At 72.0% G+C, this 20,119-nt stretch carries 15 protein-coding genes; 10 read left to right on the top strand and 5 right to left on the bottom strand.

Annotated elements, in window-relative coordinates; translation table 11 throughout:
* Nucleotides 1-69 precede the first annotated feature (69 nt).
* Nucleotides 70-1,440: an alpha/beta fold hydrolase gene (locus tag ACGFW5_RS12330; RefSeq protein WP_393834123.1), complete on the top strand. Its 1,371-nt coding sequence runs from the start codon at nucleotides 70-72 to the stop codon at nucleotides 1,438-1,440.
* 44 nt (nucleotides 1,441-1,484) lie between these two features.
* Here the strand turns inward: ACGFW5_RS12330 and ACGFW5_RS12325 are convergent, their stop codons facing one another.
* Nucleotides 1,485-3,107, bottom strand: a complete 1,623-nt coding sequence (locus ACGFW5_RS12325; RefSeq protein WP_393834240.1) for an acyl-CoA synthetase — start codon at nucleotides 3,105-3,107, stop codon at nucleotides 1,485-1,487.
* Between the two features lie 167 nt (nucleotides 3,108-3,274).
* Here ACGFW5_RS12325 and ACGFW5_RS12320 point away from each other — a divergent pair, with 167 nt between their 5' ends.
* The 5 genes from ACGFW5_RS12320 (at nucleotide 3,275) to ACGFW5_RS12300 (ending at nucleotide 7,886) form a co-directional block, all read left to right on the top strand.
* Complete coding sequence (locus ACGFW5_RS12320) at nucleotides 3,275-4,075, top strand: crotonase/enoyl-CoA hydratase family protein (RefSeq protein WP_393834122.1); 801 nt, start codon at nucleotides 3,275-3,277, stop codon at nucleotides 4,073-4,075.
* Nucleotides 4,076-4,320: 245 nt separating this feature from the next.
* Entirely contained in the window at nucleotides 4,321-5,289 is a 969-nt protein-coding gene (locus tag ACGFW5_RS12315; protein WP_393834121.1) for a Zn-ribbon domain-containing OB-fold protein, read from the top strand.
* Nucleotides 5,289-6,350 carry a thiolase domain-containing protein gene (locus tag ACGFW5_RS12310; protein WP_393834120.1) on the top strand — a complete coding sequence of 354 codons (1,062 nt, stop codon included), beginning with the start codon at nucleotides 5,289-5,291 and terminating at the stop codon, nucleotides 6,348-6,350. Before ACGFW5_RS12315 ends, ACGFW5_RS12310 begins: the two co-directional genes overlap by 1 nt.
* On the top strand, nucleotides 6,347-7,513 hold the full coding sequence (locus ACGFW5_RS12305; RefSeq protein ID WP_393834119.1) for a thiolase domain-containing protein: 1,167 nt from the start codon (nucleotides 6,347-6,349) through the stop codon (nucleotides 7,511-7,513). Before ACGFW5_RS12310 ends, ACGFW5_RS12305 begins: the two co-directional genes overlap by 4 nt.
* 109 nt (nucleotides 7,514-7,622) lie before the next feature.
* A complete protein-coding gene (locus tag ACGFW5_RS12300) occupies nucleotides 7,623-7,886 on the top strand; it encodes a DUF397 domain-containing protein (RefSeq protein ID WP_393834118.1) in 264 nt (87 codons plus the stop codon).
* A 204-nt stretch (nucleotides 7,887-8,090) separates the two neighbouring features.
* Here ACGFW5_RS12300 and ACGFW5_RS12295 read toward each other — a convergent pair whose 3' ends face one another.
* Nucleotides 8,091-9,152 carry an isoafricanol synthase gene (locus ACGFW5_RS12295; protein ID WP_393834117.1) on the bottom strand — a complete coding sequence of 354 codons (1,062 nt, stop codon included), beginning with the start codon at nucleotides 9,150-9,152 and terminating at the stop codon, nucleotides 8,091-8,093.
* 261 nt (nucleotides 9,153-9,413) lie between these two features.
* On the opposite strand from ACGFW5_RS12295, the gene ACGFW5_RS12290 reads away from it, so the two are divergent.
* From ACGFW5_RS12290 to ACGFW5_RS12280, 3 genes are all read left to right on the top strand, one after another.
* Nucleotides 9,414-12,341, top strand: a complete 2,928-nt coding sequence (locus tag ACGFW5_RS12290) for an ATP-binding protein (RefSeq protein WP_393834116.1) — start codon at nucleotides 9,414-9,416, stop codon at nucleotides 12,339-12,341.
* Nucleotides 12,342-12,610: 269 nt separating this feature from the next.
* Complete coding sequence (locus ACGFW5_RS12285) at nucleotides 12,611-13,111, top strand: hypothetical protein (RefSeq protein WP_393834115.1); 501 nt, start codon at nucleotides 12,611-12,613, stop codon at nucleotides 13,109-13,111.
* Nucleotides 13,112-13,391: 280 nt separating this feature from the next.
* Nucleotides 13,392-14,720, top strand: coding sequence for an N-acetylmuramoyl-L-alanine amidase (locus tag ACGFW5_RS12280; protein ID WP_393834114.1), 1,329 nt, complete (start codon nucleotides 13,392-13,394; stop codon nucleotides 14,718-14,720).
* A 72-nt stretch (nucleotides 14,721-14,792) separates the two neighbouring features.
* On the opposite strand, the gene ACGFW5_RS12275 is transcribed toward ACGFW5_RS12280, so the two are convergent.
* Nucleotides 14,793-15,929 (bottom strand): aminoglycoside phosphotransferase family protein, encoded by a 1,137-nt coding sequence (locus ACGFW5_RS12275; RefSeq protein WP_393834113.1) that lies wholly within the window; start codon nucleotides 15,927-15,929, stop codon nucleotides 14,793-14,795.
* 231 nt (nucleotides 15,930-16,160) lie between these two features.
* On the opposite strand from ACGFW5_RS12275, the gene ACGFW5_RS12270 reads away from it, so the two are divergent.
* Nucleotides 16,161-17,654 carry a hypothetical protein gene (locus tag ACGFW5_RS12270; RefSeq protein WP_393834112.1) on the top strand — a complete coding sequence of 498 codons (1,494 nt, stop codon included), beginning with the start codon at nucleotides 16,161-16,163 and terminating at the stop codon, nucleotides 17,652-17,654.
* Nucleotides 17,655-17,719: 65 nt separating this feature from the next.
* Here ACGFW5_RS12270 and ACGFW5_RS12265 read toward each other — a convergent pair whose 3' ends face one another.
* Together ACGFW5_RS12265 and ACGFW5_RS12260 are read right to left on the bottom strand one after the other, a co-directional pair.
* Nucleotides 17,720-19,153: a PP2C family protein-serine/threonine phosphatase gene (locus ACGFW5_RS12265; protein ID WP_393834111.1), complete on the bottom strand. Its 1,434-nt coding sequence runs from the start codon at nucleotides 19,151-19,153 to the stop codon at nucleotides 17,720-17,722.
* Between the two features lie 227 nt (nucleotides 19,154-19,380).
* Nucleotides 19,381-20,010: a DUF1275 family protein gene (locus ACGFW5_RS12260; RefSeq protein ID WP_393834110.1), complete on the bottom strand. Its 630-nt coding sequence runs from the start codon at nucleotides 20,008-20,010 to the stop codon at nucleotides 19,381-19,383.
* Nucleotides 20,011-20,119 lie beyond the last annotated feature (109 nt).

The raw sequence follows: 20,119 nt of genomic DNA, 5'->3' as shown, positions 1-20,119 counted from the left end.
TCGCCCGGTCTTCGCGCCCACGGCGAAAGCCATTGCCCGAGCCCCGGGGCCCCTGTGAAGATCGTCCGCATGCCGACATTCACCAGCCACGACGGAACCGAACGCGCCTACCGCCGTGCGGGAAAGGGCCCGCTTCTCGTCTGCCTGCCGGGCGGCCCGACGGGTGCCTCCGCCTGCCTGGGCGACCTGAGCGACCAGGGCGGCGGCCTGGCGGCGCACCGCACCCTGGTGCTGCTCGATCCACGCGGGGCGGAGGATACGGCGGCGCCTGCCGACCCGGCCACCTGCCGCCACGACCACCAGGTGGCCGACATCGAGGCGCTGCGCGTGCACCTCGGCCTCGACCGTCTTGACGTGCTCGCCCACTTCGCGTCCGGAAAACCGGCACTGCTCCACGCCGCCCGCCACCCGGACCGCGTCGGCTCGCTCGCCCTGATCGCCCCCGGCGTCCGCGACACGGACCCCGAGGTGACAGAAGCGGCCGGGGACGACGCAGCCGGGGACGACGCGGACGGCGCCTTCGGCCCTGCGGCGGCCAAGGACGCGCTCGCCCAGGTGAGTGCCCCCGTGCTGATCCTCGCCGGCGCATACGACGGCGGCCCGCCCCCGGCCCGCGCCGCGGCCCTGGCCGACCTTCTCCCGAACGCCGAGCTCGCCGTCCTGCGCGGTAGGGGAGGCCACCCCTGGCTCGACGATCCGCAAGCCTTCGTGCGTACGGTTGTCGCCTTCCTCGATCCCGATGTCGCCACCGTCCGGCACACCGTCAACACCGAGGACGGCCACGGTGTCCGGCTCGCCTACCGCGTCAGGGGCCCGCGGTCCGCGCCGCCCGTCGTCCTCGTGCACGGCCGCGGCGGCGACAGCCGCGACTGGGACGAGATCGCCGGACAACTCGCGGCCACCCGCCGCGTGTACGCCCTCGACCTGCGGGGCCACGGCCTGAGCGACTGGCCGGGCGGCTACTCCTTCGAGGCGTTCCGCGACGACCTGTCCGGGTTCATCACCGAACTGGGCCTGGCCGGGACCGATGTGGTCGCGCACTCGATGGGTGGCGCGGCGGCCGCGCTGCTCGCCCAGGAGGCGCCCCACCTCGTCGGGCGGCTCGTCCTTGAGGAAGTACCGCCGCTGCTCCCGCTGAATCCGCGGCGCGGTCCTGTCGAACGCCCGGAAGGCCGGCTCGACTTCGACTGGCCGGTCGTCCCCGCGATCAACGCCCAGCTCAACGACCCCGACCCGGCCTGGCACCGGCGCTTCGGCACGCTCAGCACGCCGGCCCTGCTCATCGCGGGCGGCCCGAGCAGCCATGTCGACCAGACGGCGCTCACCGCACTCGCCGGCCTCATCCCGGACGCCCGCCTGGCGCGTTTCGACACGGGTCACCTCGTGCACAGCACGGACCCCGCCGGATTTCTCGCGGCGCTCAGGGGGTTCGGCATCTGACGCCCGGGCCGCCGGGCCGGCCTCATCAGCTCGGGCCGGCCTCCTCAGCCCGCGTCGGCGTCCGCCGCCACCGTCCGCGCCCAGCGGTAGTCCGCCTTGCCGCTGGGCGAGCGCTGGATGCTGGGCGCGATCACCAGCTGGCGCGGCACCTTGTAGCCCGCGATCCGGGTGCGGCAGTGCGTCTGGATGTCGTCGAGCGTGGGCGCGTCCGCGCCGGCGCGGAGCTGCACCACCGCCGCCACATGGCTGCCCCACCTCACATCGGGGACCCCGGCCACCAGCGCGTCGTACACGTCCGGATGCGACTTGAGGGCCTGCTCGACCTCCTCCGGGTAGACCTTCTCGCCGCCGGTGTTGATGCACTGCGAGCCGCGCCCGAGGACCGTGACGATGCCGTTCTCGTCCACGGTCGCCATGTCACCGAGGAGCACCCACCGCTCATCGCCCTTCTGGAAGAACGTCTCCGCGGTCTTCACGGGGTCGTTGTAGTAGCCGAGCGGAACGTGTCCGCGCTGGGCGAGCCGCCCGGGTTCGCCGACCGCCACCGGCTCGTGCGTGGCCGGATCGACCACCTGCGTACGCTCGTTGACCTCCAGGCGGAAGCCCTTCTCCGGGCCCGAATCGTCCGTCGCCTTACCGTTGGAACCGGATTCGGACGAACCGAAGTTGTTCAGGAGCAGCACATGCGGCACGAGCGCCTGGAACTGGGCGCGCACCGTCTCCGACATGATCGCTCCGGACGAGGAGACGCTGAACAGCGAGGACAGGTCGGTGCCCTTGAGCGGCCCGTGCAGGGCGTCGATGAGCGGCCGCAGCATGGCGTCGCCCACCAGGGACACACTGGAGACCTTCTCCTTCTCGATGGTGCGCAGCACTTCCTCGGGCACGTACTTGCGGTGGATGACCACGCGTTGGCCGTAGTTGAAGGCGATGAACGAGGTCAGCGTCGAGGTCCCGTGCATCAGTGGGGGAGCCGGGAAGAAGGTCAGCCCCGCGCCGCCCTCGGCGACCCGCTCCGCAAGTTCCTGCGGCCGTTTCACCGGCTCCCCCGCGGGCTCGCCGCCGAACAGCCCGGCGAAGAACAGGTCCTCCTGACGCCACATCACACCCTTGGGCATGCCGGTGGTGCCGCCGGTGTAGATGATGAACAGGTCGTCGGGTGAACGCGGTGCGAACCCCCGCTCGGGAGAGCCCATGGCCTCGGCCTTGGTGAACGGCGTGACGGCGAGAGGCGGCGCGCCGTCCGGGACCTGCCCCACACGGAGCAGATGGCGCAGCGTGCCGGCCCGGGGCAGCGCGCCCGCCACCCGCTCGGTGAACTCCGCCTCGAAGACCAGCGCCGCCAGATCGGCGTCCCGGTAGAGATAGGCCAACTCCTCTTCGACATAGCGGTAGTTGACGTTGACCGGGACCAGGCGTGCCTTGAGTGCGGCGAGCACCGTCTGGAGGTATTCGACGCCGTTGTAGAGGTGCAGCCCCAGGTGTTCGCCGGGCTTGAGGCCCGCGTCGATCAGATGGTGGGCGATCCGGTTCGCCGCGCGGTCCAGACCGCGGTACGTCAAGCGGCGCTCGGCGCCCGTCCCGGGGTGATCGATGTACACGAGCGCTTCGCGGTCCGGCACCACGTCGACGACGGACTCGAACAGGTCGGCAAGGTTGTACTCCACCATTCCTCCTGACACCGGCCCCGTACGGACTCGGGGGTCATCAGAGCAAAGCCGTGCACAACTGGGAAGGGGCGGCGACGACAAAATCTGACTGTCTGTCAGAAAACTATTGAACTGCCACCGCCATTCCTGCAACCTGTTCTAGGTCGTGAGACGGGAGGACGGCAATGGGTGGTACGGAACACCTCACGGTGCGGCGCGAAGGCGCCACCCTGGTGCTCACCTTGAACAGACCCGAGGCGAAGAACGCGCTCTCGCTGCCCCTGCTGGTGGGGCTGTACGACGGCTGGCTGGAAGCCGACGCGGACGACTCGATCCGCTCGGTCGTCCTCACCGGCGCGGGCGGCGACTTCTGCGCGGGCATGGACCTCAAGGCCCTCGCGGGCCGGGGCATGGCGGGGGACCCGTACCGGGACCGGCTCACGGCCGACCCCGACCTGCACTGGAAGGCGATGCTCCGCCATCACCGCCCCCGTAAACCCGTGATCGCGGCGGTCGAGGGCCACTGCGTGGCGGGCGGCACCGAGATCCTTCAGGGCACGGACATCCGCGTCGCGGGGCAGAGCGCCACCTTCGGGCTCTTCGAGGTGAGGCGCGGCCTCTTTCCCATCGGGGGATCCACCGTCCGCCTCCAACGACAGATTCCCCGCACACACGCGCTGGAAATGCTGCTCACGGGTCGGGCCTACAGCGCGGACGAGGCGGCCCGCATCGGGCTGATCGGGCGTGTCGTGCCGGACGGCGGCGCGCTCGACGCGGCCCTTGAGGTCGCCTCGCGGATCAACGCCTGCGGGCCCCTGGCCGTCGAGGCGGTCAAGGCGTCCGTGTACGACACGGCGTCCATGAGCGAGGCCGATGGGCTCGCGGCGGAGCTTGAGCGGGGGTGGCCGATCTTCGCCACGGCGGATGCGAAGGAGGGCGCCGAGGCCTTCGCCGAGAAACGGGACGCCGTTTTTCGACGGGCCTGAGGCCCCGCCCCGTGCCGAAACCCCCTGCCGAAACCCCCTGAGAAACGGGGGTGTTCGCGGGCCGGTGGGCACGGGGCTCCGCCCCGCACCCCGTTCGCGCCGTGAGGGCGTTGTTCTCAAGCTCCCCCAGGTCTCAGGGGCAGGGGGCCCGCTACGGGCTGTATTCCGCTCGGCTGCGAGGCGCTCGGCCTCGTGGGGGACCGGCCCGCTGTCCGGCTTGTCAGGTCTACCGAAGGAGCCCGTTCATGACTGCCGCCCCCTCTCCCGACGTGCTGCGCGCGCCCCTTGTCGTCGAGTTTCCGTTCACCCGCTCCCTCGGGCCGGTCCAGAGCGCCTTCCTCACCGGGCTGCGCGAACGCACCGTGCTCGGCGTGCGGACCGGGGACGGGACGGTGCTCGTACCGCCCGTCGAGTACGACCCCGTCACCGCCGAGGAGATCCGCGAACTCGTCGAGGTCGCCCCCACCGGCACCGTCACCACCTGGGCCTGGAACCCAACCCCCCGCCGCGACCAGCCCCTCGACCGCCCCTTCGCCTGGGTGCTCGTGCGCCTCGACGGCGCCGCCACCTCGCTCCTGCACGTCCTGGACGCGCCCGGCCCCGACGCGGTGCACAGCGGCATGCGCGTCCGGATCCGCTGGGCCGAGGACCGTACGGGCGCCATCACCGACATCGCCTGCTTCGAACCGGACGGAGCAGAGGGCGGGGCCGACGCACACGAACCGGCCCCGCACAGCGGCGAGTTCACCGACCCGGTCACCGGCATCGTCGCGCCCGCCCGCCTTGACTACACCTACAGTCCCGGCCGCGCCCAGTCCGCGTACATCAGCGGCCTGTCCGCCCGCACGACCGTCGGCGAACGCTGCCCCTCCTGCCGGAAGGTGTACGTGCCACCGCGCGGTGCCTGCCCCACCTGTGGTGTCGCCACACAGGAACGGGTGGAGGTCGGGCCCGCCGGCACCGTCACCACGTTCTGCATCGTCAACATCAAGGCCAAGAACCTCGACATCGAAGTCCCGTACGTCTACGCGCACATCGCCCTGGACGGCGCGGGCCTGGCCCTGCACGGCCGGATCGGGGGCATCCCCTACGACCAGGTCCGGATGGGGCTGCGGGTCGAACCCGTGTGGAGCGAGGGCGGCCGCTACCCCGACCACTACCGGCCCACCGGCCAACCCGACGCCGACTACGAGACGTACAAGGAGCTGATCTGATGGCGCCCACCCCTCCCGCACGGGACGTGGCGATCGTCGCCTTCGCGCAGAGCGACCACCGGCGCCGCACGGATGAGCTGTCCGAAGTCGAACTCCTGATGCCGGTGCTGCACCAGGTCCTGGGCGCGACCGGCCTGAAGACCAGCGACATCGGCTTCACCTGCTCGGGATCGAGCGACTACCTCGCCGGGCGCGCCTTCTCGTTCACCATGGCGCTCGACGGAGTCGGCGCGTGGCCGCCGATCTCCGAGTCCCATGTGGAGATGGACGGTGCCTGGGCGCTCTACGAGGCCTGGGTGAAGATCCTCACCGGCGAGGCGGACACCGCGCTCGTCTACGGATACGGCAAGTCCTCGCCCGGCCGGCTGCGCGACGTACTGACCCGGCAGCTCGATCCCTACTACGTGGCGCCGCTCTGGCCCGACTCCGTCGCGCTCGCCGCCCTCCAGGCGCAGTCCCTCATCGACGCGGGCGTCACGGACGAGCCCGCGCTCGCCGCCATCGCCACCCGCAGCAGGGACTCCGCAGACTCCAACCCGCATGCCCAGGTGCGCGGTTCGCGGCCCCAGGGCGACTACCTGGTGCGCCCGCTGCGCACCGGCGACTGCCCGCCGGTCGGTGACGGCGCGGCCGCGGTGATCCTCGCCGCGGGGGAGCGGGCCCGCGACCTGTGTGCGCGGCCCGCCTGGATCCGCGGCATGGACCACCGCATCGAGGCGCACGCCCTCGGTGTCCGCGACCTCACCGACTCGCCCTCCGCACGCCTCGCGGCCGAACGGGCCGGCGCCTTCGAACGGCCCGTCGACACCGCCGAGTTGCACGCCCCGTTCAGCTCGCAGGAGGTCGTCCTGCGCACGGCGCTCAGACTCGGCGACGAGGTCACGCTCAACCCGTCGGGAGGAGCGCTCGCCGCCAACCCCGTGATGGCCGCCGGCCTGATCAGGCTCGGTGAGGCCGCCGCCCGCATCCACCGCGGAGAGTCCGACCGGGCCCTCGCGCACGCCACGTCGGGCCCCTGCCTCCAGCAGAACCTGGTGGCCGTCCTGGAGGGGGAGTCATGAGCAAGGAACCCGTGGCCGTCGTCGGTGTCGGCCAGACCAAGCACGTGGCCGCCCGGCACGACGTGTCCATCGCAGGACTCGTCCGCGAGGCGGCCCGACGCGCCCTCGAAGACGCCGCGTTGACCTGGTCCGACATCGACGCCGTGGTCATCGGCAAGGCGCCCGACTTCTTCGAGGGCGTCATGATGCCCGAGCTCTACCTCGCCGACGCGCTCGGCGCGGTGGGCAAGCCGATGCTGCGGGTGCACACCGCGGGCTCGGTCGGCGGCTCGACCGCGCTCGTCGCCGCCAACCTGGTCGCCGCCCGTGTCCACACCACGGTGCTGACCCTCGCCTTCGAGAAGCAGTCCGAGTCCAACGCCATGTGGGGCCTCTCGCTGCCGGTGCCCTTCACCCAGCCGCTGCTCGCCGGAGCCGGCGGCTTCTTCGCCCCCCACATACGGGCCTACATGCGGCGTACCGGGGCCCCTGACACGGTGGGCTCCCTCGTCGCGTACAAGGACCGGCGCAACGCCCTGAAGAACCCGTACGCCCACCTCCACGAGCACGACATCACCCTGGAAAAGGTCCAGGCCTCGCCCATGCTGTGGGACCCGGTCCGCTACTCCGAGACCTGTCCCTCGTCCGACGGCGCCTGCGCGATGGTGCTCACCGACCGGGCGGGCGCCGCCCGCGCGCCCCGGCCGGCGGCCTGGGTGCACGGCGGCGCCATGCGCAGCGAGCCCACTCTGTTCGCCGGCAAGGACTTCGTGTCGCCCCAGGCCGGCAAGGACTGCGCGGCCGATGTGTACCGCCAGGCGGGCATCGCCGACCCACGCCGCGAGATCGACGCCGTCGAGATGTACGTGCCGTTCTCCTGGTACGAGCCGATGTGGCTGGAGAACCTGGGCTTCGCCGCCGAGGGCGAGGGCTGGAAACTCACCGAGGCGGGCGTCACGGAGCTCGACGGCGACCTGCCCGTGAACCCGTCGGGCGGCGTCCTGTCCACCAACCCCATCGGCGCGTCCGGCATGATCCGCTTCGCGGAGGCCGCACTCCAGGTGCGCGGCGAGGCGGGCGAGCACCAGGTGGAGGGCGCCCGCAGGGCATTGGGCCACGCCTACGGCGGCGGATCCCAGTTCTTCTCGATGTGGCTCGTCGGATCCGAACCGCCCAGCCGCTGAGGGGTGTTGAGGGCCGGCGGCCCGCCCGGTGCTCCCTCGGCGGCCTGTCGGCCGCGCCGGACGATCGCTAGGGTGGCCCGGACGAGAAGAACCGGGGAGGAGCACGGACGTGGCCGACACCACCACCCAGCACACCTTGCAGACCCTTGCGGGGCACACCCGTTCCGGCTGGGACAAGCCGGAGCTCGATCTCAGCGAGGCCGAATGGCAGTCGAGCAGTCGGGGGGCGGGGGACGTCCAGATCGCCTTCGTCGAGGGCTTCATCGCCCTGCGCAACAGCGGCAGCCCGGGCAGTTCGCCGCTGATCTTCAGCCCGGCGGAGTGGCGGGCCTTCGTGATCAACGCCCGGGACGGTGAGTTCGACCTCACCTGAGCCCGCGCCGACCGAGGCACGGCGGCGCCCCGCCGCGCCCCGCCCGTCGCCTCTATGGCGCCGGGCGGGGCGCGGCGACTCCGGGCGGGGCGCGCGGCGCCGGGGACGGCATCCCGGCCGTTGAGGAGCAGACGCCGCGAGGGGTCCGTTCGGCCACAACGCCCGTGCCGCGCGGGCCCCTTGACCGACCCGGACCCCGCCCGCTCAGCCCTCGGCCGCCTGCTCGGGGAACAGCTGGGCCCAGGGCCGCTGGCGGCCCTCGCTGACGGCCGCGATGCCCGCCTCGCCGTATCGCGCGGTCTCCAGGGACCAGGCCAGATTGCCGCTCATCAGGGCGCGCATGCCGTCCACGTAGTCGTTCACCTGCGCGCGCACCTGCTCGGGCAGCGCGGTCTTGGCGAGCTGATCTTCGAGCTGGGCGGTCAGCTCATGGAAGCGGGCGATGCGCGCGTTGGCCAGGCCGGCCACCCGGCGCAGCGCCTGTTCGACGGTGCACATCTCCTGGCGGAGCAGAATGATCACGCTGTTGTTGACATCGCCCGCTGCGAGCTCCTTGTCCACGGACACCATGTCGTTGACGAAGATCACCACATCGGCGGTGATCTCCCGCATCTCCGCAAGCGGCTCGCCCTCGTGCAGCTCCTTGGGCAGGGTGTAGCCGCCGCAGCGCTCCACCAGGTCAAGGCAGGGCTGCACGCCTATGGAGTCGCGCCGGCCGCGCAGGAACCCGGGCAGCGACAGGGTGCCGTTGCGGGTCCGGTTCAGCGCCTCCCAGTGATACGCCGTCAAGTAATCGCGCCAGTGCGTACGGAAGCGGTCCTGCCACAGCAGCGGAGTGCCCGCGGTCACCCGCTGCCACAGATCACGGAAACTTTCGGCCAGCCGGTTGGTCGCCTCCCCGAGCACCGCGGGCTCGTCGCTCATGGTGCGCAGCACCGTGTCGATCTGGCGCAGCACGACGTCGGGCCGCTTGCCGAGCGGGCCGTCGAACTGGTCGTCGAAGACGAAGAACCAGGCGTTGAGATCGGTCGCCAGCGCCAGATGCGCGTCCGAGGCGTCCGGATAGAAGTACGCCATCAGCCGCTCAAGACCCATCGCGTCGTACTCGGCCGTCGCCTGCTCGCCGGCCAGCATGCCGAACTGATGGAGCCAGTCAAGGGTGTGCCGCCCCGCGAGCTCGTGCCGGGGATGCCGGCGGGCGGGGAAAGGTATGTCGACGAGCCCGGTCCGCGTCCGGGCCGACCGGACTCTGCCAGTGCTGGCCATGCGGCACCGCCTCCTTAGAACTCCATACGTTTTTCCATCATCAACGGGACGGGTGCCTCGGTGAAGTCGCATGACGCCGGAGCCCGACAGCGCGAAGGGGGCGTACACCACACGGTCTGGCGCCCCTCCTCGGCCATCCGATCCCGATCACCCATGGATTCAGCCAACTTAATGGGTCAAGGAGAGGACGGGAGTTGGATATTCATGTCACGGTACGTGTCCGGGGCGTAGGCTCGGTGCTACTGCCAGAAGGGGACCGCTGTGGCGGAGACGAGGGGCCGGGGCGGAGTTCCGCGCCGGACGCTCTTTGAGCGCGACGAAGAACTGCTGTTGTTCGACAGCATGTTGGACGACCTGTGCGACCGGGCGGGCGGAGGGAGCGCGCCCAACGGCGGCCTGCTCGCCATCGCCGGCGCGGGAGGTCTGGGCAAGACCACGCTGGTGGCCGAGGTCCGCCGCAAGGCCGCGGCACGTGGCTGCACACTGATGGCCGCCCGCGGCAGCGAGCTGGAGGAGGGCGTGGCCTTCCATGTCGTGCGCCAACTCGTCCAGCCGATGCTGGCCGCGACGAGCGAGGACGAACACCGCAAGATACTGGGGAGTTGGTACGACATCGTCGCGCCCGCGGTCGGTCTGGTCGCGGGCCAGAGCGGTGTCGCACCCGACCCGCAGGGCGTCAGGGACGGCCTCGACTGGCTGATCACCCGCTTCGCCGTCCAGTACGCGCCCGTGGTGCTCGTCGTGGACGACGCGCACTGGGCGGACGAGGAGACACTGGCCTGGCTGACGTCGTTCGCGCTGCGCGCCTGCGACCTGCCGCTGCTGATCGTCGTCGCCTACCGGCCCGAGGAACTGCCGCGGCACGCCGCCGAGTTCCGTCGGCTCGCCATGCGGCACGGCTCACGCCCGCTCGACCTGTCGCCGTTCACCTCGACCGCCGTCGGCGACCTGGTGCGTGACGTGCTCGGCGACGACGCCGACGACCAGTTCGCGCACGAGTGCTGGAAACTGACCGCGGGCAACCCCTACGAAGCCGTCGAACTCGTCGCGCGGATCCGCGACCGCGGCATCAAGCCGCGCCACGTCAACGCGGGCGAACTGCGCGAACTGGCCTCCGCCGTGAGCGGCGGCGGACTCATCGAACGCATCGAACGGCTCGGAACCTCCGCGGTACGGCTCACCTGGGCCGTCGCCGTGCTCGGCACGGACGCGGGACGGGACATGGCGACCGGCGTGGCGGGACTGGGCGCCGAAGAGATGTCCGACGCCATCGAGCGGCTGCGCGACGCCCGTATCCTCGCCGCGGCGCACGACCACCCGGGCCGCCTCGACTTCTTCCATCCGCTCGTCGGCACCGCCGTCTACCGGTCCATCCCGTCGGCCATGCGGGTCGCGATGCACGGACAGGCCGCCTTCGCGGTGAGCGAGGCCGGCCTCGGTGCGACATCCGCGGCCCGGCACATCCTGGAGATGCACCCCGACAACGACCGGTGGGCCGTGCGCCAGCTGCGCGCCGCCGCCCGCGACTACCTGCGCGCCGGAGCCCCGGACGCGGCCCGCCGCTGCCTGGCCCGCGCCCTGCGCGAGCCTCCCGCTTCGGAAGAACGCGCCGAGGTGCTGTTCGAACTGGGCTGTTCGGCGCTCCTGAACGAGCCCGCGACCACCGTCAACCACCTCAAGGCGGCACTCGAAGAGCCCGACCTCGCCCCGGAACTGCGCGAAGCCGTCACCTACCGGCTCGCCCAGGCACTCGCGCACACCGACCGCGCGGCCGAGGCCGCGGACGTCGTCGCCGCCGAAGCCAAGCACTCCACCAGCGCCCGCACCCGGCTGCGGATGCAGGCCGAGACGTTCCAGTGGAACGCGTTCCGCGCCGACGAGGAGGACTCCCCGGCCCGCTCGCGCAGTCTGGCCCGGCTCGCCGACCACCTGACCGGCCGCGGCAAGGCCGAGCGGTACATCCTCGGGCTGCGCGCCTGGGACGCCATGGTGCGCGGCGAGCCCGCGGAGACGGCCCTGCGCTACGCCGAGGAGGCCCTTGAGGGCGGGCTGTCCTGGACCGACGACAACTGGGGCTTCGAGGTCCCCGTCCTGGTCGCGCTCACCTTCATGTACTGCGACCAGCCCGGCCGCGCGGACGAGCTGTTCAACGAGGGCATCGCCGACTGCGAACGCAAGGGCTGGCGCGGCGCCCATCTGTCCTTCGGGCTGACCCTGCTCGGCTACATCAAGTTCCACCGCGGCCGGCTCGCCGAGGCCGAGAACCTGGTGCACAGCGGGCTGCGGATCGCCGACCGGGTCGGACACCAGATCCCCGCCCAGTGGTTCGCGCTCGGCATCCTCATCGAGATCCTGCTCGCGCGGGGCCGCGTCCAGGAGGCCCAGGAGCTCTCCGACTCCTACAACTACGGCCAGGTCGTGCCCAACGCCGTGGTCTATCCCGACTCCGAGACCGTATACAGCGAACTGCTGATCGCCCGGGGGCTGCGCACCGACGCGGAGGAACGGCTGCGGGCGGTGGGCCGCAGGCTCGAACCCCGCGGCATGCGCAACCTCATGTGGTGCCCGTGGCGGCCGCTGCTCGCCCAGACCATCGCCCACACCGACCCGGCGGAAGCGGCCGCCGTCGCGCAGGAAGCCGTGGAGGTCGCCCGGCGCTTCGGCACCCCCGGCGCCGTCGGCCGCGCCCTGCACGCGGCCGCCAAGGTCACCTCAGGAGCCGACAGCCTGGCCCTGATGGCCGAGGCCGTCCGCCAGCTCGAACGCTCACCGGCCGCCTACGAGCTGGCCCAGGCCCTGGTCGACCACGGAGCGATGCTCAGCCGCGCCGGGCTGCCCCAGGACGCGGCCGACCTCCTGATGCGCGGCCTGGAGAGCGCCGCGCTCTGCGGGGCCGACGCGCTGGCGGCGCGGGCCCGCGAGGAGCTCGCCGCCTCCGGTCTTCGCCCGCTGCAACTGCGTGCCATCGACTCCGACCTGCTCACCTCGCAGGAGAAGGCGGTCGCCGAGCGGGCCGCCCAGGGCTGGGAGAACCAGCGGATCGCGCAGGAGCTCGGCACGAAGGAACGCACGGTCGAGCTCCTGCTGTCCGGTGCCTTCCGCAAGCTCGGCACCGATCGCGGCGGCCTGGCGGGACTGCTCCCCCTCCAGACCCGCGGCTCCGGCGCCCGAGGCGTGCCCGGCCGCTGAAACCCCGCCGAAGGGCCCGCCCCCGAGCCGTCCCACGGCCGGGGGCGGGCCCTCCTGCGCGGCCGCCGCCGGCCCCGCGCCGGAGAGCACGGCCCAAAATCTCCCCGGAGCCGTTCGGCCCGTGGTCGACCGCGACGACGGCGCCACCGAAGGCAGGTCGCGCCGGTCCGGGCCGAGCCGCGGCCGTACCCGCTCGCGGCGGGCGCCGACCCGCCCGAAGCCCCGGGCCCGGCTCCGCCCGGCGCCCGGCGGCACGTACCATTGACGGCATGTCCTTCCTCCGCCGCCGCAGCGCCGCCACTCCCGCGGGCCCGGACTTCGATGTCCTGGCCATGGACCCGGGTGACTGGCCCGGCAACCTGGGCGCCGGTCTGTTGCCCGCTCCCGACGGCAGCTGCCAGGGCGTCTTCCTGCGCTACGACCTGTTCGGCGGCCGCGGCCCCGCGATGATCATCGGCAATCTGCCGGAGGGCTCCCCGGCCCGCGAGATGGCGGAGGGACAGGTCCCCTTCGAGGTCGCCCAGCTGCTCGTGGCGCTGGAGAACGACGAGCCGATCGAGGTCGTGAGCACCGAGGACATGCCGGTCATGCAGGGCGACAACCTGCTCATCGTGCGCCGCCTCAAGCTCTCCGAAAGCCGCATCTCCTGCGTGCAGTTCGACCGCAGCGACAACGTCCTCGTCACGATCGCCAGTTGGGACCGGCCGATCACCGACGACCTGTACGCCCTGTTGAAGCCGCTGCCCGCCGAGCTCTTCCAGCAGGACTGAGCGACACACCCGGCGCGTTCACCCGCAGGCCCGGCACCTTCCGTCCGAGGTGCCGGGCCGCTTCATGTCCCGGTCCGTGAACCGGCCCCGGGAGACGCCCCGTTGGGCCCGCCGCCAACAGCAGGCCGAAGCCGCTGTCAGAGGTCTGGGCCACTGGTACAAGTCGGGCTGAGCGAGGGGTACTTGACGAGGCGTCATCGCGCGTCACACTGTGTCCCGCGCGTACCCACGCGTCGCACGGCGAAAGAGCCCCCGCACCTTTCGGCTGGAAGGGTTGTCCATGACGTTCAAGCAGAGGACCACACTCGCGCTCGCGGCGGCGACGGCCGGAGTCCTGGGCCTCGCCCTGGCGCCCGCGTCACCGGCGAGCGCCGCCCAACCGGCCGCCGAATGCCCCCGTGTCCTGAGATGCGACTGGGTCCCGGCGGCCTACCAGCAGACCGGCGACCCGGCCGACAAGGAGACGTACGGCAACTACGACCTCTCCGACCGGCCGGCCACCAACAAGATCAAGTACATCGTCCTGCACGACACCGAGGAAACCTTCGCCACCACCCTGAAGATCTTCCAGGACCCGAAGCGGGCCGCCTCCGCGCACTACGTCGTGCGGTCCAGCGACGGCCACGTCACCCAGATGGTGAAGACCAAGGACGTCGCCTGGCAGGCCGGCAACTGGTACATCAACTCCGACTCCATCGGCATCGAGCAGGAGGGCTACGCCACCGAGGGCGGCACCTGGTTCACCCCCGCCATGTACCGCTCGACGGCGGCGCTCGTGCGCTATCTGGCCGCCAAGTACGACATCCCGCTGGACCGGCAGCACATCCTCGGCCACGACAACGTCCCGCCCACCACGGCTGGCGGCACGGCGGCCATGCACTGGGACCCGGGACCGTACTGGGACTGGAACCACTTCATGTCCCTGCTCGGCAGGCCCACCGAGCCCACCGGCCGCCCCGACGGCCAACTGGTCACGATCAACCCGGTGTTCAAGGACAATGTGCAGGCCTTCCGGGACTGCGAGAAGAACATCGACCTGCCCGAACAGCCCAGCAGCGCGGTCCCGCTGTACACCCAGCCCTCCACCGACGCACCGCTGTTCGCCGACCCCGCTCTCCACCCGCCCGGCCAGAGCGGCACCACCTGCGCGAGCGACTGGGGCAGCAAGATCAGCGCCACCCAGCAGGCCGTGGTCGCCGAGCGCAAGCCCGGCTGGACCGCGATCTGGTGGTACGGCCAGGAGGCGTGGTTCCCGACCCCGCGGCACACCCGCGTCACCACCCCGACCGCCGGATACGTCGTCCGCCCCAAGCCGGGCCTGGCCGACGTGCCGGTCTACGGAACGGCCTACCCGGCGGCCGGCGACTATCCCGCGGACTTCACCGCGCCCCGGGTGAGCGCGCCGCTCGCCTACACCATCAAGGCCGGCCAGTCCTACCCGGGCGGCGGCCAGGCGCCCACGGGCTACTACTACGCCCCGACCATCGACTCGTCCTACCCCTACGACCACACGTACTTCGCCGGCAGCACCCGCTACGTGACGGTGCAGATCGGCCACCGGACCGCCTTCGTCAAGGCCTCCGACGTGGACGTCGTCCGCGCGCGATAGGCGCGCGGAAGCAGGCCGCGCGCCCCGTACCGAGGTACCGGGCGCGCGGCCTGCTTCCCCTCCGTGTGACGGTCAGCGCGTGCCGACCGCCGCCCGCACCGCGCGCCGCGCCAGCGCGCAGTCGTCGTGCAGCCTGCGCAACAACAAGCGCTGCTGCTCCCCGGCGCAGAGCACGCCCGGCGCCGCGTTCTGCGCCGCACTCGCCGGCGCCGCCTCGCGCATGGTGCGCTGCACCGCCGTCTCGTACGTCCGGATCTCCCGGGTCAGGACGAGCATCAGGTTCACCAGGAAGGCGTCCCGCGCCGCGGGCCCCTCGGCCTGCGCCGCCTGGCTGATCCGCCGCCGCTCCGCCGGGGCCTCACCCAGGATCGCCCACAGCGTCGCCAGGTCGTACCCGGGCAAATACCAGCCCGCGTGCTCCCAGTCGACCAGGACCGGGCCTGCCGGCGACAGCAGGATGTTGGACAACAACGCGTCGCCGTGCGAGAACTGCCAGTTCACCCGGCCCGACAGAGCCAGCCCGTGCACCAGCTTCTGCAGGTCGCTCAGATCCCGGTCGGTGAACAGACCGAGCTCGTGGTACCGGGAGATCCGCGGCGCGTAGTCCAGCGGCCTGCCGAACATCTCGGCGGGCGGCCGCCAGTCGTTGAGGTGCCGGATCGCGCCGAGGGCCGCCTTCACGTCCGCACGGGGCGGAGCCTCGACGGGGTGTCGCGCCAGCGCCGCCGCCCGGCCGGGCATCCGCTCGATCACCAGGGTGCAGTTGTCGGGATCCGCGGCGATCAGCCGCGGCACCCGCACCGGTGGGCGGTGCCGGACGAACGCGCGGTAAGCAGCTATTTCGTGCCGGAACCGCTCGGCCCACGCGGGTGAGTGGTCCAGTAAACACTTGGCGACGGCCGTGGTGCGCCCTGTCGTCCCGACGATCAGCACCGAACGTCCGCTGTGCCGCAACACCTGCACCGCGTTGAACTCGGGACAGATGCGCTGCACCGAGGCGATCGCGATGCGCAGCTGGGCTCCCTGCGGGCCGGACAGGTCGATTCTGCCGCTGAGCGGCTGGCTGCCCGTCCCCGGCCTGCGCGGCATCCGGCCCGCACCGTACGGCGACGGCGCGGCATGCGTGGGATCGAGGTACGGTCCGCCACCCGCTCCCAGCGGACGGTACGGCCGGGGCGGCGTGGACACGGAGGACGATGCTGTGTACATGGGTGACAGATCCCTTCGTGTGCCGACAAGTTGCGTGCGCTACCCGTCCCGGTGGCCGAGCCGCACCCTGGGGAATGAGGTCCGGCCCCCGGGTCGGGGTGGCGCTCTCATACCTGACACCCGGCCGCGGGTGGCACACCATCTGGCGTGCCCTGGCGAACCCTGGCGAATAGTCGCGTCGCATCTGACAGGGGATTACTGTCAACTCAGCCGAGAACCTGGGGGCTTGACGTGAGCGGACAACCCAACACCCGCCTGAACGACCTGTTCGGCCTCGCCGGCTGGTCCAAGGGCGAACTCGCGCGCATGGTGAATCGACAGGCGGCGGCCATGGGCCACCCCCAACTGGCCACCGACACCTCGCGGGTACGGCGTTGGATCGACATGGGGGAGACCCCGCGCGATCCGGTGCCCAGGGTGCTGGCGGCGCTGTTCACCGAGCGGCTCGGCCGTGTCGTGACCATCGAGGACCTCGGGTTCGACCGGCACGGGCGCGCTGGAAAGCGGAACGACGTCAGGAACACCAAGAATCCGGACGGCCTTCCGTGGGCGCCCGAACGGACGGCAGCGGTCCTCACCGAATTCACGGGAATGGACCTCATGCTCAACCGACGCGGTCTGGTGGGCGCGGGCGCCGCGCTCGCCTCCGGCTCCGTACTCACCAGCGCCATGCACGACTGGCTGCACACCGACCCCGTACTCTCGGCCGACGCCCCCCGTATCCACGACCCCCTGCACGCCGACCCCGCGGGGTTCGACCGCTATGAGGCGGCCCCCATCGGGTCGCAGGAGATCGACGCCCTTGAGCACTCGGTCGAAGTGTTCCGTGCCTGGGACGCCTCCCGCGGCGGCGGGCTCCAGCGCAAGGCGGTGGTCGGCCAGCTCAACGAGGTGGGCGGCATGCTCGCCTACCACCACCCCGACCATCTCCAGCGGCGCCTGTGGGGCGTCGCCGCCAACCTGGCCGTCCTCGCGGGCTGGATGTCCCACGACATCGGTCTGGAACCGACCGCCCAGAAGTACTTCGTCATCGCCGCGCACGCGGCCCGCGAGGGCGGCGACCGCCCGCGCGCCGGCGAGGCGCTGTCACGCGCCGCCCGCCAGATGGTGCATCTGGGCCGCCCCGGCGAAGCCCTCGACCTGATGAAGCTCGCCAAGTCCGGTTCGGGCGAGGAGACCCTGCCGCGCACCCGCGCCATGCTGCACACCATCGAGGCATGGGCCCAGGCATCCATGGGGCGCGGTCAGGCCATGCGCCGCACCCTGGGCGAGGCGGAGGAGCTGTTCGTCTCCGACAAGGGCGATGTGCCGCCGCCCAGTTGGATGCAGATGTTCGACGAGGCGGACCTGCACGGCATGGAGGCTCTGGCCTTCCGCACGCTCGCCGAGCACGATCCGTCCGCCGCCACCATCGCGCAGCACCACGCCAAACAGGCGCTCCATCTGCGCGAGGGCGGCCGTCAGCGCTCGAAGATCTTCGACTACATCTCCCTGGCCTCGGCCTGCTTCATCGCCGACGACCCCGAACAGGCGGACCGCTACGCCCGGTTGGCGCTCGTGTCGATGGGGGAGACCTCCTCGCACCGCACCTGGGACCGGCTGCGTGAGATGTACCGGCTCACCGGCCAGTACGCCAGTCACGGCAAGATCCAGGACCTGCGTGAGGAGATCCAGATGGCGCTGCCCCAGGCCCCGTCGAAGCGGAGCCGGATCGCGGACATCTAGAAGGGGGCTGTACGTGGACACGTACAACCCCCCGGCGCTTCCTCGGGCTTCGCCCGGCCTGTGCGTCAGGACCCGATGCGGGCCACCAGCACACAGGCGTCGTCCGTACGCTCGTGCTCGCCGAACTCCTCGACGATCATCCGCACGCAGTCCTGGGCTGTGCGGCCGCCGTCGAAGAGCGGGGCGAGTGCGAGCAGCCGGCGTCGGTGTGCCGCGTCGGGCGCGCCCTGCCGGGTCAGCCCGTCGGTGTGCAGGACCAGCAGATCGCCCGCGCGCAGAGTGAACTCCGCCTGGCCGTAGGACGCGCCGTGCCTGGCGCCCAGCAGCACCCCGTCCGGTGCGCCGAGCGCCTGCCCCGTCCCGTCGCGGAACAGCAGGGGGGCGGGATGGCCGGCCTGTGACCAGGAGAGCCTGCGCCGTGCGGGCTCGTAACGACAGCAGACCGCGCTGCCCAGGGCGGGCTGCACGGTCGTCTCAAGGAGCTGGTTGAGGTGGCCCATCAGGGCGGCGGGGCCGATGCCCGCCACGGCCATGCCGCGCAGCGCGCCGAGCAGCATCGCCATGGCGCCGGTGGCCGTCACCCCGTGACCGGTGAGGTCGCCCACGGTCAGTAAGGAGGCGCCGTCGGGCAGTTCGAGCGCGTCGTACCAGTCGCCGCCGATGAGGGCGCTGGAGGAGGACGGCAGATAGTGCGCGGCGATGTCGAGCGCCCCGGGGCCGCCCTGCGGAAGCCGCATGGAGCCGCGCCACGGTGGCAGCACGGCCTCCTGCAACTCGACCGCGAGCCGGTGCTCGGTCTGCGCGATGTGGCGCTGGTGCCGCAGGCTGTCGCGGCTCTCCCGCTCCGCACGCTGGCTGCGCCGCAGCTCGCTCACATCGCGCAGGACGGCCCACATCGAGGCGGTGCAGCCGTCGGCGTCGAGCACCGGCTCGCCCATCATGTGGAGGCTGCGGACCTGTCCGTCGGCCCGTACGATCCGGAACTCCCCGTCGATGGGCCTGCCGTCCACCAGGGCGCCGGTCACCATCGAGGTGAGCAGGGCCTGGTCGTCGGCGACGACCATGGTGGGCAGTTCGTCGAGTGACATCCCCCCGCTTTCGGGGGCGCGTCCGAAGATCTCGAACAGCTCCTCGGACCAGCTCACGGCGTCGGTCAGCAGGTTCCACTCGGCGCTGCCGACCCGGCTGAGCAGGGCGGTGGGAGGCTGTCCGGGGCTGAACGCGTTCTCGACGGCGAGCGCCGCGGCGTCCTCCTCCTCGGCGGTCAGGCCTTCGCGCAGCTGGTCCAAGTGCGAGCCCAGGTCGTCGAGTTGATGGACCGCGAGATCGCACAGGGCGCGCTGCCAGCGACCCTGCGCGTCGTCGTCGTCCACGAGCGCGTCGCGACGCACCGCGTCCACGCCTCCGCGCAGTCTGCGGGTCTGCGTGATCAGTGCGTCGACCGTGCCCCGCTCGGGCGGTTGGGGAGCGGGACGGTCCGCGAACAGATGGGACGGCATGACGTTCTCCGATGCGGCCGCGGCAGAGCCTGGTCTGGCGAAGTGGACCGGTAACGACTGTTGCACAGGCAGCGATGCCCCGTAAGGCATTTGGCAACACTCGATACGGTGGTGCTTGAGGCATATGCCAAAGGCGACCGGGATCGCCCACCGTGAGCGGGGTCCGTCGTCCGGCATATGCGGACCGGGTCGTCGCGGCCACCCCGACGCCGCGTGCGCCCGCCCGGTCAGCGCCGCGGACGGAACGCCGGCGCCGCCGCGCTCAGGGCGGCGCCCGCCGCGCCCGCCGCGGGCGACCAGCACCAGACGGCGAGGGACGTGACGGCCGCCCCCAGTGCGACCGCCACCAGCCGCCCCGCCGCCCAGCGGTCCGCGTGCCCCGTGTCCCGTCTGCCGAGCCGCCCGGCGAGGCCCGTGAACGTACCCGTGAAGTACGTGGTCGGGGTGCCCCAGGCCCGTGCCTGCACGCCCATGGCGAAGGCGGCTGCCGCCAGCAGCGCCAGCTGCGAGCCGAGCGAGCGCCCGAGGCCGGACGCCCAGCCGACGGCCACCAGGGCGAGCAGCGCGGTCTCGGCCGTGAGCAGTGACCCGGGCGCGAGACGCCGGGCGGTGACGGCCGCCCCGGCCGCGCCGAGTGCGTACCCGGTGAGCGCCGTCAGGGCGCGGGGCACCACGTCACGGTCCCCGGCGCCCACCGACGCGCCGACCAGGACGAGATTGCCGGTCATGACCCCGGCGAACACTTTCCCCAGACAGAGGAAGGCGAACGCGTCGGTGGCGCCGGACGCCGCCGAGAGGACGAGCAGGAACCGCTCGTCGGCGCGGGTGGCGGAGGGCGGGGTCGTCGTGGAACTCATCCGCGCATTCTCGCCCCCGCGAGACACCCGCCGCCCGGCGGCGCGGACGTGTCGCCCCGTCCTGGACGGGGCGCCGGACGTGTCACGGCTCCGGGACGACCCCGTGGCA

Origin of the sequence: Streptomyces sp. NPDC048416 (genome assembly GCF_043200435.1) — a bacterium.
Taxonomy (GTDB): Bacteria; Actinomycetota; Actinomycetes; order Streptomycetales; family Streptomycetaceae; genus Streptomyces.
Note: the sequence above shows the minus strand (reverse complement) of the source record. Positions and strands in the feature narration are given on the sequence as shown.